Below are 12,853 nucleotides of genomic sequence, written 5' to 3' on the forward strand. Positions count from 1 at the left end.
CGCGAGGTACGGAGGTGCGGCCCGAGGTCGCGTGGCGTGGCGCGGAAAGCTCTCCTGGAGAGTTTCCGAGCGACAGTGGAGGGCTTTTCCCTCGATATCCACCAGAACCCCTCCATGTTTCGCCGACACCAGAGCTGCCCCCGCGACACCGGTCGGCCTACTCGTTGGAACCGGCGGCCATGGAGAGTACGTCGGCCGGGATGAGGGAGTTGGGGTCGGAGCGCCACCTGGCGAGCGCGGAGGGGCTGTCGTCGTCGTTCAGGGTGCCGAGACCTTCCGAGATCCATCGTCGTGCGTCGGCCGGGCCGATGGGTTCGTACGTGAAACGGCGGACCATGTAGTAGTCGTTGCGCAGGGCATTGTTGTCGTGAAAGTTCCCCGTGTTGGCAACGTAGGAGTACACCGTCTCGTGCGCGAGCGCTGCCACCCACAGAGGCCGACCCGCTTCATCCTTCACCAGATACAACCTCATCATGAGCGATCCGCGGCGAGGGAAGCGAAGACGATCTCCGGGGCCATGCCCTTGTCGTCCTCACGCCAGCGGCGTACGGAGTCGGGGAACTCTTCCTCGTCAACAGTTCCGACGCCGGCATGGATCAGCCGCTGCGCCTCGGCGATGCCAATCTCGTCGTACTGGAGCTCATTGCGGAAGTAGTAGTCGTGCCGGGCGCCGTCGTTGTAGTGGAACTTCCCGGTGTTCCCGACGTACGTCCAGATGTCCTCCTCGATCAATGTAGCCACCCACAACTGCCTGTCCCCGTCCTTGACCAAGAACAACCGTGTCATCGTGGCCTCAGGCGAGGTCTGCGGCCATGGAGGCGAAGACGATCTCGGGGTCCATCGCCTTGCCGTCAGCCTGCCAGTCGCGCAGGGCGTCCGGATTCTTCTCGGGGTCGATCTGGCCGACGCCGTCGGCGATCAGACGCTTCGCCTCGGCGATCCCGATATCGGTGTACGTCGCGTCGTTGGTGGAGAAGTAGTCCTCGCGCACCCCCTCGTTGCGATGGAACTTCCCGGTGTTGGCGACGTACGTCCACACATCCTCGTCCACCAACGCCGCCACCCAGATCCGCCGCTCACCCTGACTCACCAGAAACAACCGCGTCATCCGTCGGCCTACCCGTTCGAGCCGGCGGCCATGGAGAGTACGTCGGCCGGGTTGAGGGGATTGGGATCGGAGCGCCATTTGTCGAGGGCGGCGGGGTTGTCGTCGTCGTTCAGGGTGCCGAGGCCTTCGGAGATCCACCGTCGTGCGTCGGCCGGTCCGATGGGCTCGTACGTGAAGCGGCGGACCATGTAGTAGTCGTTGCGCAGGGCATTGTTGTCGTGAAACTTCCCGGTGTTCGCCACGTACGCGTACATCGTCTCGTGCGCCAGTGCGGCCACCCAAAGAGGCTGACCCTCTTCATCCTTCACCAGATACAGCTTCATCGCGCGATCCCGCCGTTCTTCTCGAGTGATGTGATGTGTGGCGACGCCTGTGCTGCGTTCCGTTGTGCACGCTCTTCGACCATTTTGCGAGAGTCACTGTAGTTCGTGACGGCGACGCGCTTGCCACCCAACGTCGTCAGTTCGTCGATCCCCTGGGGTGTCCTGAGCGTCGCTGATGCCTCCACGCACCGTTGCCGTGCCGCCCCGCGTTCGTCCGGTGTGGCGTCGGCGCTGCGTTCGATCCGGTACCACGGTGTGGTCAGGTCCTTGACCTGCGCAGACGCCACCGAATGGATCTGAACCTCGATGCGCGGGGCGCCCGAGACGACGAAGTGCGCGTGGATGCCCTTGTACCGCGATCCGTCGGAGTACGAGTGCATCGCATGCCGGACCTGCCAGCCGCGCTCACACAACGAATCCGCGGTACGGCGGGTCGTGGCGACGAGGTCGTCGGAGGTGTCGGTCAGCACCGTGTACCGCAAGATGTCGTCGATCGGGAAGCGGTCGTTGGTGTCCTGCCAGTCGACCAGCTTTCGAGCCAGGGACTCCGGCGACTTCACCCGATGCTCAAGTTGGTACGCCCTGGTGCCTGGCGGCAGCGAGTCGAGAAACTGGCCGGTGACAGCCGCTTCCGCCGCCGACGCCTGCTCCAGCAGTTCCAGGCTCCGCCGGGCAGCGGCCTCGCCGTACTGCTGACTGATCTCAGGCACGGACAGGTAGGTATCACTCCAGTTGAGCGGGTAGGTCGTCTCGAACGTTCGATGGAGGGCCGCGAGGTCTGGTAGGTGGCCCGGGGAGGGTGGCATCTGATCCCCCTGGTCGGTTGGTCTGTACTTCGACCGTAGGGAAGTTGGGAGGGGCTGTGGGGTGGTTTCGGGGATCTGTGGATAAGTCGGGTGGGTTACGGAATGGGATGGGATGGTGACGTTGGGGTGGCGGGTTCGTTGAAATGCGGGTGGGGAGCCAACCGGACGGGCTGATCGGGGGTAGAGAAGGTATGCCGACGATGACAGGGGAGCCCGTGGCAGCGGTGGTGGGGCTGCCGGGGGACGGGGCGGGGTTCGTGGAGTGGGTGCGGCCGCATCTGCCGGCGATGGCTCGGTTGGCGGGGCGGTTGGCAGTGGGGGCGGATCGGGACGACGTGGTGCAGGAGGCGCTGGCGCGGGCGTGGGCCAAGCGGTCGCAGTACGACGCGACGCGCGGTACTGCCTCGGCCTGGCTGCTCGCGATCACCGCGGATCAGGCGCGGAAGGCGGTACGGCGGATGCGCGCCGGCGGAGCGTCCTTGGCGCTGGTCGACGAAGCGGTCACGCCAGTGTCGCGGCCCGATCTGGACGCGCGGATGGATGTCGACCAGGCGATCATGTCGCTGTCGGAGCGGCAGCGGCTCGCGGTCGACTGTTTCTACTTCGCGGACCTGTCGGTAGCGGACACCGCGGCAGTCATGGGCTGCTCCGAGGGCACCGTCAAGTCCACGCTCTCCGACGCACGCAATCGGCTCCGCATCCTCCTGGAGGTGACCGAATGAAGCAAACCGACGAAGTCGACGACCTGTTGACCCGTGCCGGCGCGCGGTGGCGGGCCGATCAAGCGGCGCCGCCGGAGCCCGATCTGGAGTACATCCTGAGCGGCGGCCGCAAACCCCGCCGCCGCTGGGTCCCCGCTCTGGCGGCCGCCAGCGTCGCGGTGATCGGAGCCGGCCTCCTCACCGTCCTCCCGGACCCCAAGCCCGCTCCCGACGCAGCACCCGCGACCGGACCCGCCACTACAGGCACAGCCACGGCCGGCGCACCCAAAACGTTTGCTCAGAGCAACGACAAGTGGTTGCTGAAGCCGGGCGACAAGGTCGAGGTGAGTGGCGAGATCATTGCCGCCCCGGGGAAACCGCCCGTGTTCTGCGCGCCGGTGCCGAGGAACGCCATCGGCTACCCGCCGGGCAAGGAGCCGGCGCCGAGCTGTGACGCGAACTTTGCGGTCCGGCTCGACGGTCTGGACGTCGACCGGATCACGGGGCTGACCACGATCAAGGGCGTCCGCACCGGCCGGGCCGCTGTCACCGGGATCTGGCGCGGCGGCGCGATCGACGTGCAGCAGCAGTCGGCGCCGAAACCGGTCACCGACTTCGATCAGCCCGAGTTGCAGTGCCCTGTCCCACCGGGCGGCTGGAAGCCCAAGCCGAGCAACATCACCTCGCCCGTGGTGACCAAGTTCCTCGACGCGCACGCGGATCAGGTCCGCGGCCCGATCTTCCGCTACCCGAACGGCACCGGTCGCAACGCGCCGGTCGTGATCCTGATCGGTATCGCTCGCGGCGACCGGACCGCGTTCCGGACGGCGTTCGAAAAGGTGTACCAGGGCAACTACTGCCTGGTTCCGGTCGCGGTCAGCAGGTCGGACGAGGAGCGGATCACAGCCGCGATCGGCAACCTGATGAGCCAGAACAAGTCGCTTGGCATCTATCTGGGCGGCGGTCCCGGGATCTCCGCCGGTACGCCGTACGTCGGCCTCGTGGCGTACACGCCGCAGGTGAAGGAAGCGCTGACCCCGATCGGCCTCGACCTGCTGAGGGTCGAGCCCGCAGTCAGGCCGGTCAGCTAGACGTCAGACAGGTCAGCTGGTCGTCGTCAGGTTCGGGTAGTCGTGGAAGAAGTCGACGAGCAGGCGGGCGGTCGCGGCCGGCTGCTCGATGGCCGGTGAATGACCGGCGCCGGGGATGACCGTCGCCTCGACCCCGAGGCGTCCGGCCATCTCCTGCTGGACCGGGATCGGCCAGCCGTCGTCCGTCTCGCCGTACAGCACCTGGGTGCGCACGCCGGTCTTGGCGAGCTGGTCGGTCTTGTCCTCGGCGTCGGTCAGCCGGCGGGTGATCTGGGCGAGGCTGGTCGGCACGTTGCCCGTGAACCGCTTCCGCAGGAACTCCACAATGTCGTCCGGCGGCAGTACGTACCCCGGGGCCTGACGGTCGTGCTGGAGTTTCAGCTCGTAAACCTGCTCGATCGGCAGGTTCTCCAGCCCGAACGCGAGCATCTGCAGGCTCTGCAGCGTCTCCTCGTCTGTGAATGCGCCCGGCCCCGAGCAGAGCAGTGTGATCGTCGAGAACACCGACGGGTCGATCAGTACGGCCTCGCGCGCCACCAGCCCGCCGAACGAGTGCCCGACCAGCTGGCTGTACCCGCCGAGGGCCTTACTGATCGCGACCACGTCCGCGCCCAGCTCGGCCAGCGTGTACGCCGATGCGTCGTCCGGCCCCGGCGTCTCGTACTGACCACGCAGGTCGACGGCCACGGTACGCCAGCCGTACCGGCACAGGTGGTCGACGAGCGGAGTGAAATCCTCCTTGCTGCCGGTCCACCCCGGAACGAGCAGCACCGTGCCGAGCGGCGTACCGATGTCCGGTACGGCGGTGAGCGTGGCGAACGAGCCACGCTCGGTCTCGAGCGTATCGGGGTGCACCCCGTCGGGCAGCGTCAGCGTACGCGGCGTACTCACAAGTAGACAGCGTAACGGCTCACCTCGGCCGAGCCACGTCCGCCGTGGTCAGGGCGGCTTCCTCGGTGCGGCACAATGGCCGGGTGCCTCGCACTCTCGCGGTCGCCAATCAGAAGGGCGGCGTGGCCAAGACGACCACTGTCGCCACCCTCGGCGCAGCCTTGGTCGAGCTCGGCCAGCGGGTGCTGCTGGTCGACCTCGATCCGCAGGCCTGCCTGACGTTCTCGGTCGGCATCGACCCCGAGGACCTGGACAAGTCGATCCACCACGTCCTGCTCGGCGGAGTGCGTTCCCGCGACGTGGTGATCGAGTTCGACGACGCGCCCGATCTCCTCCCCGCGACGATCGCGCTGGCGAGCGCCGACGTACAACTGGCGCGGGACAGCGGTCCGGAGCAGGTACTGCGGACCGCATTGCGCCCGCTGCGAACGTCGTACGACTGGATCGTCATCGACTGCCCGCCGACGCTCGGACTGCTCACGGTCAACGGACTGACCGCCGCCTCGGAGCTGCTGATTCCCTTGCAGTGTGAGACGTTGGCGCATCGTGGCGTAGGGCAACTACTTGACACGGTCGACGACGTCCAACGGCTCACGAACCCGAGTCTGCAGGTGCTCGGTGTGCTCCCGACCTTGTACGACGGCCGGACGACGCACGCCCGTACCGTGCTGGAGACGATCGCGGACACGTACTCGCTCGACGTACTGCAGCCGCCGATCCCGAAGTCGATCCGGTTCGCCGAAGCGCCCGCGATCGGTGCGACCGTGCTCAGCACGGCGCCGGCCTCGCCCGGCGCCAAGGCGTACCGGGCGCTGGCCGGCGCGTTGCTTCACTGACCGCTGTTCGGCGGAGCTGGCGGTCCGGTCGGACCGGTGGTCGCGATCGCCGGCTGCCGGCGCAGTTTGCCGCGGAAGATCCACAGCGGTACGGCGATGATGCCGAGCAGGATCAGGAACGGCAGCAGCGCGCCGGCCACGGTCGCAATCACGGTGAAGGTCGCGGTGAACGCGTTCCAGCCGTTCTTCAGGCCGGCGACGAATCCCTTGTCCGGTTCGTCGGCGGGCGGTGCGGGCTTGCCCTTCTGGGTGATCGTCAGGTTGAGCGTCGCGAGCTCGGTTTGGAGCGAGAGGTTCTTCTGCTTCGCGAGCAGCGATTCCAGGTCGGACTCGCGGCGGGTGAGTTCGCTCTCGACCGAGACGATCTCGGCGATCGTGTTCGCCTTGGTCATCAGCGCGCGGGTCCGCTCCAGGCTGGCGCGCTGGGACTGGATCCGGCTGCCGACATCGACAACCTGTTCGGTGACGTCGGTCGATTCCTGGTGGATCTGCAGGCGTTTGCCGAGCTCCGACAGTCGCTGGATCGCGGTCTCGAACGACTTCGTCGGCACCTTGAGTGTCAGGTTCGAGCGGTCGATGGTGCCGTCAGCGTCGCTGACGGTGTCCTCGGCCGCCACCTGACCGCCGAGACCGGTGACCGTGCTGACCGCCTTTTGCCGCAGGTCGGAGACGTTCTCGCCTTCGACGGTCAGCGAACCCGTCTTGACGATCGCGCGAGCGACCGTCGGCTGCTCCTTGCTGTCTCCGCCGGAACCGCCCGCACTGCTTGCGGAGTCCGACTTGGCGGCGCCTGGTTGTTGTGGTTTCGCGACGCCCGCCGCCTCGCCGGAGGACTGCGCCGAGCCGCCGTCGCGGGATGCGCTTTCGTTGCCATCGGCACTACAACCCGCCAGGGCCACGACCCCCACCGCAACCGCCACGGCTGTTACCGCTCTGATCCGCCTCATCACCCAGCCCCTCTCTCGTGGATACGTCCTTGGACGGGCCACAGGGGGCTGGGCGTTGCGGCCTCAGATCACCATTCGGAAACAGTTACTCGGCTCGTGTGGCCGATCCGTAGTTGGATCCGGGTGCCCGAGTCGGCGCCCGCGCTGTACGGCCGCGCTGTACGGCCGGCTGTACGGCCGCGCTGTACGACCGCGCGCGTTCCCGCGCGGTGGGTTTACCCATCGTGTTGTGGGTTCCTGACCCGTGTGAAGGGTGCGGAACCCACAACACCGTGGGTGAACCCACCGTGGGGCGGGAAACCCGCGAACTCCTACGACCACACCGCGCCACCACGCCACACCACGCGCCGCCTCCACGCCACACCACGCGCCGCCTCCACGCCACACCACGCGCCGCCTCCACGCCACACCACGCGCCGCCTCCACGCCACACCACGCGACGCCTCCACGCCATGCCTCCACGCCACGCCGTCACGCGGCACCATGCCGCACCATCACCGCGTGCCGAACATCGCCGACCAGATCACCGCGGACCAGATCACCGCGGACCACATCACCGCCGACCAGCCACCGCCGACCAAATCACGGCCGGCTGATCCAGGGGGCACGAGCTCGGCTGCGCCGGGCGTCGTACTGGCCGAAGACGGAAGCTTGCACAGGTTGTGGTGGGTGTGGACTGGTTATTGCTCGTGCAAGGTCCCGGCTGGGTGTGCAAGGTCCCGGCTGGGTGTGCGAGGTCGCGGCTGGGTGTGCGAGGTCGCGGCTGGGTGTGCGAGGTCGCGGGTGGGTGTGCGAGGTCGCGGGTGGGTGTGCGAGGTCCCAGGATGGGGTGCGCGGTTCCGGATGGGTTCGCAGTCCCCGGCCGGGGCTCAAGGGGCCTCGGTCGCGGGGACGCGCGCGGTCGGACAGCGCGGTGGCACGGCGCGGGCGCCGGCTCGGTCACTCAAGACCCCACCCACGGATCAATCGCAAGAGCCGGTTACTCCGGGGCGCTGAAGATCGGCGTGGTCGCCGGCGCACTGCTCGCCGCCGCCTTCCGCGCCCGCTTGACCGGCTTCTTCGCCGGCTTGTCAGCCTGCTCGGCCGACGCATCCGCTGCGGACGCATCCGCGGCCGGCTCGGCAGCCTTCCGGCTGCGCGTCCGCTTCACCGGCTTCTCGGCAGGAGCGTCGTCGGCGGCCGGCTCGGCAGCCTTCCGAGTGCGGGTCCGCTTGGCCGGCTTCGCCTCGGCGGCCGGGGCATCTGTTGCCAGCGTCGCAGTGGCCTCGGCGGCCGGGGCATCTGTTGCCACCGTCGCAGTCGCCTCGGGCGCCGCGGCGGCTGTTGCCTTGGCAGCGGTCTTGCGGGTCCGGGTGCGCTTGGCGGGCTTGTCCTCGGCGGTGGTCGGTGCGTCGGCGGTTGCCGACGGCACCTCGGCCTCGGGAGCAGCGGCCTTGCGAGTCCGCGTCCGCTTGGCTGGCTTCGCCTCGGCGGCCGGGGCATCTGCTGCCACCGTCGCAGTGGCCTCGGGTGCCTCGGAGGTTGCCGTGGCGGCCTCCGGAGCCGTGGCCTTCGCGGCGGTCTTGCGGGTCCGTGTCCGCTTGGCCGGCTTGTCCTCGGCCGTCGTCGACGCGTCGACTGTTGCCTCGACCTCAGGAGCGCCGGCCCCAGCAGCGCCAGCCTTAGCAGCGTCACCCTTAGCACCGTCCGCCTTGGCAGTGTCAGCCTCGGGGGCGCTCGCCTTGGCAGCCGCGGTCTTCCGGGTGCGGGTGCGCTTGGTCGGCTTCTCCGCCGGCGCTTCCACGACCGGTGCGGCAGCCACCTCGGTCACTCCCTCAGCCACTCCCTCAGCCACTCCCTCAGCCACTGCCTCAGTCACTGCCTCAACCACAGTGTCAGCAGCCGTGTCGGCAGTCGGCGCCGAAACCTCCGGGCTCGCCTCGGTGGCCCGGGCTTCGCCGGACTTCCGGGTCCGGGTCCGCTTGCGGGCCTTGCGCGGCGCGTCCTCGGTGACAGTCGCGCCACCGGACGCTGCACCGGACGCTGCACCGGACGCTGCACCGGACGCCGGGCCGGAAGCAACAGCCTCGGTCGACGGCGGTACGTCGGTCTTCGTGGTGACGTCGGCGCGGTCCTCGAGCGGCTGACCGGCGCGGGTGCGCTTGCGGGTGCGGTTGCGCCGGCGTCCGGGGCGCTCGCCGTCGGCGCGGCCTTCGTCGCGACGGCCGCGCGGGCGGCTCTCGCGTGCCTCGCGGACGTCCTCCGGCGCGCGCGCCGGGCGGATCCGACCCTTCGCGTCGGACGGGATGCCGAGGTCGTGGTACAGCTCCGGTGAGGTGGAGTAGATCTCCTGCGGCTCGTCGTACGGCAGGTCGAGGGCCTTGTTGATGACCTTCCACCGGGTCACGTCCGGCCAGTCGACGAACGTGACGGCGATACCGCTCGCCCCCGCGCGCCCGGTCCGGCCGATCCGGTGGATGTAGGTCTTCTCGTCCTCGGGGCAGGTGTTGTTGATGACGTGGGTGACACCCTCGACATCGATGCCGCGGGCGGCGACGTCGGTGCACACCAGGACGTCGATCTTGTCACCACGGAACCGGGTCAGCGCCCGCTCACGCGCCTGCTGATTCAGGTCACCGTGGATCGCGGCCGCCTTGAACCCGCGGTCCTGCAGGTCGTCGGTGAGCCGGGACGCCTCGCGCTTGGTCCGGCAGAAGATCATCACCCGGCCGCGGTCCTCGGCCTGCAGGATGCGGGCCACCACCTCGGGCTTGTCCAGATCGTGTGCCCGGTAGACGAACTGTGCCGTGGTCGGCACCATCTGGGTGTCCTCGTGCGACTCGGCCCGGATGTTCAGCGGGTGCCGCATGTGGGTGCGGGCCAGCGCGATCACGGCCGACGGCATGGTTGCCGAGAACAACATGGTCTGGCGCAGCTCGGGGGTCTTGCGCAGGATCCGCTCGACGTCGGGCAGGAAGCCCAGGTCGAGCATCTCGTCGGCCTCGTCCAGCACCAGGACCTTGATGTGGCCGAGGTCGAGGACGCCGCGGTTCGCCAGGTCGAGCAGGCGTCCCGGCGTACCGACGACGACGTCGACGCCGCTCTTCAGCGCGTCGAGTTGCGGTTCGTAGGCGACACCGCCGTACACGGTCAGGATGCGCACGGTGCGGACGGTGGAGGCGGTCTCGAGGTCGCGGGCGACCTGGATGGTCAGCTCGCGGGTCGGGGTGACGACCAGCGCCTGCGGCTTGCCCGGGGCGGCGAGCTCCTCGTAGTCGGCTTCGCCGGGGGAGATGGTGCGCTGCAGCAGCGGGATGCCGAAGCCGAGCGTCTTGCCGGTGCCGGTACGGGCCTGCCCGATCAGATCGGTGCCCATCAGGGCCACCGGGAGGGTCATTTCCTGAATCGGGAAGGGTTCGACGATGCCGACGCGGTCGAGCGCGTCGCAGATCTCGGACAGCACGCCGAGCTCTCGGAAGGTGGTCAGGCTGATCGCCTCTCACATGCTTGGTGCGGACAGATGCTCAGGTGGCCGGGCGCCTGGGGCTGTGAAGCCCCGATCGTGAGGCGCGGGGACACTGTGCAAGCACCTCGCACCAGCTTGCCCATGTGGGCGCGTCACCGGCGAATCGTCCACCAGTGTAACCGCAGCGGCTGTCAACGCCGCTTCGTGTGGCATGCGCCACTCCCGGGCACGGACAGATAAGGTTCCGGGCATGGAGCAGACGGCCTTTGATGACCCCGCCTACCGGGCCGCGGCGGTGGACCTGCTGGGAGTGCTGGCGTACGGCGAGCTGACCGCGTTCGAGCGGATGGCCGAGGACGCCAAACTGGCCCCGACCCTGGACGACAAGGCGGAGCTGGCAGCGCTCGCGACGACCGAGTTCGGGCACTTCCAGCGGCTCCGGGATCGGCTCGTCCAGCTGGGCGTGGACCCGATGGAAGCGATGCGGCCGTTCGTCGAGCCGCTGGACGCGTTCCACGACCACACCGCGCCGTCGGACTGGCTCGAGGGGCTGGTCAAGGCGTACGTCGGGGACGGGCTGGCCAACGACTTCTACCGGGAGATCGCGTCGTTCGTGGACGCGGAGACCCGGGCGCTGGTGCTCGAGGTGTTCGCCGATTCCGGTCAGGCCGAATTCGTGGTCGACCGGGTACGCGCCGCGATCGCCGAGGATCCGAAGCTGGGCGGCCGGCTGGCGCTGTGGGGCCGCCGACTGGTCGGCGAGGCGCTCAGCCAGGCGCAGCGGATCGCCGCGGACCGTGACTCACTGGCCGCGCTGCTCGCCGGCAGTGTGGATCGCCCCGGCCTCGACCTGGCCGCGATCGGCCGGATGTTCACCCGCCTGACCGAGGCGCACACCGCCCGGATGACCGCCCTCGGTCTCCAGGCCTGACCCGGCTGACCCGGCCTGACCCGGACAGGGCAACGGCCGCCTTTCTCCCGGAAGGCCGGGAGTGGCGGCCGTTTGGTGGTGCCAGGTTCAGGCGGCTCTGGGTTTGCTGTTCCGGGCGGAGATGATCGCGATCACGATCGCGGCGCAGATGACCTGGATCAGGTACTGGATCCAGTCCGGGCCGGAAGTGTCCTTGACACCGAGGAAGTAGGCAATCAGACCACCGAGGAAGGCGCCGATGCCGCCGCCCAGGATGGTCCAACCGAGGCTGATGTTCTGCTTGCCGGGGAGCACCAGCCGGGCCAGCGGCCCGAAAATGATGCCCGCGATGAGGCTGACGATGATCATCCAGACCCAGTACACGGTTCCTCCTTGTGAGGGATGGTGACCTGCGTCGGTCCGGTGCCCCGTGACAGACCAGACCAATCACGACGCAGGTATCACCGTCATCGTGCCCTCTCGGTGGCGCTGTGCAACCTGGACACGCGCGACTGTGTCCGGAACGCGATGTACGGCGGTCCGCCGGATCGCGCCGGTCGGACGCTGAGATCGCGCCGGTGGGACGCTCAGATCGCGCCGAAGCCGACCTTGCGGACCTGGACCTCGCCGATCTCGACGTAGGCGAGCCGGTCGGCCGGAATCAGCACCCGGCGGCCCTTCTCGTCGATCAGCTGCAGCAGGCCGGTCTTGCCGCTGAGCGCCTCCGCCACCAGTGCCTGGACCTCATCCGGAGTCTGCTCGCTCTCCAGAACCAACTCGCGATTGGCGTGCTGCACGCCGATCTTGACCTCCACGAAACCCTCCGGGCACGTTCCGAACCGGCGACTCTCGCCGGTGATTCTTCGAGCCTATCCGGTGCGACCGGCCGACTCTCACCCGTCCGCCGAAAGCAGAACCCCGGGCGACGGGCCGTACGGCGTGAGCGTCAGCCGTCCGTCCGCGGGAAGCCGCGGATGCCGCGCCAGGCCAGCGAGGCGACCAGGTCGGCGGCCTGCTCCTGCGGGAACGACGGGTCGCCCGCGCCGAGCCAGTACCGGGCGCTCACCTGGGCCATGCCAACGAGGCTGACGGCCAGCACCATCGACTGCTCACGGCTGAGGCCGGCGTCGGCGCTGATCACCTCGGAGACGGCCTCGGCGCAGGCGTGGGTGACCCGGTCGACGCGCTCGCGGACGGCCGGCTCGTTGGTCAGGTCCGACTCGAACACCAGCCGGAAGGCGCCCTGCGCGTTCGCCACGTAGTCGTAGAAGGCGTGCATCGTCGCCGCGACCCGGAGCTTGTTGTCGTCGGTCGACTTCAGCGCGTCCTGCACCGAGGCGACGATGGCGTCGCAGGAGGTGTCCAGCAGCGCCAGGTACAGCTCCAGCTTGCCGGGGAAGTGCTGGTACAGGACCGGCTTGGAGACACCGGCCCGATCGGCGATGTCGTCCATCGCGGCGGCGTGGTACCCGTTCGCGACGAAGACCTCCTGTGCCGCCTCGAGCAGTTGCGCGCGCCGAGCCAGCCGGGGCAGGCGGCTGCCCCGCTTGGGTGCGGTCTCCGGTGTCGTCGACACGTCGGGCTCCTTCGTGGTGCTCCAGCGGCTTCGTCCGCCACCGGTGCGCCGGGCACGTCGGGCAGGTCGTTCCCCGAATCCTACCCATCGGTCCTTCCGGCCAGTAGCTTCCCCGCCGACCGAACCGCCGACCGAACCGCCGACCGAACCGCCGACCGAACCGCCGACCGAACCGCCGACCGAACCGCCGACCGAACCGCCGACCGAACCGCCGACCGA

Annotated in this window: 15 protein-coding genes; 4 read left to right on the forward strand and 11 right to left on the reverse strand. The window is 68.9% G+C overall.

Features of this window, described 5'->3' with window-relative positions; genetic code table 11:
- Positions 1–157 precede the first annotated feature (157 nt).
- Genes AB0B82_RS17630 through AB0B82_RS17650 form a run of 5 tightly spaced genes read right to left on the reverse strand, consistent with a single transcriptional unit; the run spans position 158 to position 2,141 of the window.
- Complete coding sequence (locus AB0B82_RS17630; RefSeq protein WP_360168860.1) at positions 158–457, reverse strand: hypothetical protein; 300 nt, start codon at positions 455–457, stop codon at positions 158–160.
- Positions 458–471: 14 nt separating this feature from the next.
- Positions 472–741 (reverse strand): hypothetical protein, encoded by a 270-nt coding sequence (locus AB0B82_RS17635; protein WP_360168863.1) that lies wholly within the window; start codon positions 739–741, stop codon positions 472–474.
- Positions 742–793: 52 nt separating this feature from the next.
- On the reverse strand, positions 794–1,108 hold the full coding sequence (locus AB0B82_RS17640; RefSeq protein WP_360168866.1) for a hypothetical protein: 315 nt from the start codon (positions 1,106–1,108) through the stop codon (positions 794–796).
- Positions 1,109–1,116: 8 nt separating this feature from the next.
- Positions 1,117–1,431, reverse strand: a complete 315-nt coding sequence (locus tag AB0B82_RS17645; RefSeq protein ID WP_360168869.1) for a hypothetical protein — start codon at positions 1,429–1,431, stop codon at positions 1,117–1,119.
- Complete coding sequence (locus tag AB0B82_RS17650) at positions 1,428–2,141, reverse strand: hypothetical protein (protein WP_360168871.1); 714 nt, start codon at positions 2,139–2,141, stop codon at positions 1,428–1,430. The genes AB0B82_RS17645 and AB0B82_RS17650 overlap by 4 nt, the downstream gene beginning before the upstream one ends.
- Before the next feature lie 296 nt (positions 2,142–2,437).
- Between AB0B82_RS17650 and AB0B82_RS17655 the strand changes: the two genes are divergently transcribed.
- Both AB0B82_RS17655 and AB0B82_RS17660 read left to right on the forward strand, forming a co-directional pair.
- On the forward strand, positions 2,438–2,959 hold the full coding sequence (locus AB0B82_RS17655) for a sigma-70 family RNA polymerase sigma factor (RefSeq protein WP_360168874.1): 522 nt from the start codon (positions 2,438–2,440) through the stop codon (positions 2,957–2,959).
- Entirely contained in the window at positions 2,956–4,029 is a 1,074-nt protein-coding gene (locus AB0B82_RS17660; RefSeq protein ID WP_360168877.1) for a hypothetical protein, read from the forward strand. Before AB0B82_RS17655 ends, AB0B82_RS17660 begins: the two co-directional genes overlap by 4 nt.
- A gap of 12 nt (positions 4,030–4,041) precedes the next feature.
- Here AB0B82_RS17660 and AB0B82_RS17665 read toward each other — a convergent pair whose 3' ends face one another.
- Positions 4,042–4,920 carry an alpha/beta hydrolase gene (locus AB0B82_RS17665; protein WP_360168880.1) on the reverse strand — a complete coding sequence of 293 codons (879 nt, stop codon included), beginning with the start codon at positions 4,918–4,920 and terminating at the stop codon, positions 4,042–4,044.
- A gap of 83 nt (positions 4,921–5,003) precedes the next feature.
- Between AB0B82_RS17665 and AB0B82_RS17670 the strand changes: the two genes are divergently transcribed.
- Positions 5,004–5,756: an AAA family ATPase gene (locus tag AB0B82_RS17670; RefSeq protein WP_360168883.1), complete on the forward strand. Its 753-nt coding sequence runs from the start codon at positions 5,004–5,006 to the stop codon at positions 5,754–5,756.
- Here the strand turns inward: AB0B82_RS17670 and AB0B82_RS17675 are convergent.
- The gene (locus AB0B82_RS17675) at positions 5,750–6,664 is read right to left on the reverse strand and encodes a DUF4349 domain-containing protein (RefSeq protein WP_360168886.1); all 915 of its coding nucleotides are present in this window, start codon (positions 6,662–6,664) and stop codon (positions 5,750–5,752) included. The two genes, AB0B82_RS17670 and AB0B82_RS17675, sit on opposite strands and share 7 nt — an antisense overlap.
- Before the next feature lie 1,018 nt (positions 6,665–7,682).
- A complete protein-coding gene (locus AB0B82_RS17680; RefSeq protein WP_360168889.1) occupies positions 7,683–10,145 on the reverse strand; it encodes a DEAD/DEAH box helicase in 2,463 nt (820 codons plus the stop codon).
- A gap of 253 nt (positions 10,146–10,398) precedes the next feature.
- On the opposite strand from AB0B82_RS17680, the gene AB0B82_RS17685 reads away from it, so the two are divergent.
- Positions 10,399–11,079, forward strand: coding sequence for a ferritin-like fold-containing protein (locus tag AB0B82_RS17685; protein ID WP_360168892.1), 681 nt, complete (start codon positions 10,399–10,401; stop codon positions 11,077–11,079).
- Positions 11,080–11,166: 87 nt separating this feature from the next.
- Here AB0B82_RS17685 and AB0B82_RS17690 read toward each other — a convergent pair whose 3' ends face one another.
- From AB0B82_RS17690 to AB0B82_RS17700, 3 genes are all read right to left on the reverse strand, one after another.
- Positions 11,167–11,442: a GlsB/YeaQ/YmgE family stress response membrane protein gene (locus tag AB0B82_RS17690; RefSeq protein WP_360168895.1), complete on the reverse strand. Its 276-nt coding sequence runs from the start codon at positions 11,440–11,442 to the stop codon at positions 11,167–11,169.
- A 203-nt stretch (positions 11,443–11,645) separates the two neighbouring features.
- Entirely contained in the window at positions 11,646–11,873 is a 228-nt protein-coding gene (locus AB0B82_RS17695; protein ID WP_360168898.1) for a DUF3107 domain-containing protein, read from the reverse strand.
- A 131-nt stretch (positions 11,874–12,004) separates the two neighbouring features.
- Complete coding sequence (locus AB0B82_RS17700) at positions 12,005–12,634, reverse strand: TetR/AcrR family transcriptional regulator (protein ID WP_360168901.1); 630 nt, start codon at positions 12,632–12,634, stop codon at positions 12,005–12,007.
- Positions 12,635–12,853: the final 219 nt, after the last annotated feature.

Source organism: Kribbella sp. NPDC048915 (assembly GCF_040649595.1).
In the GTDB taxonomy this organism is placed as follows: Bacteria; Actinomycetota; Actinomycetes; order Propionibacteriales; family Kribbellaceae; genus Kribbella.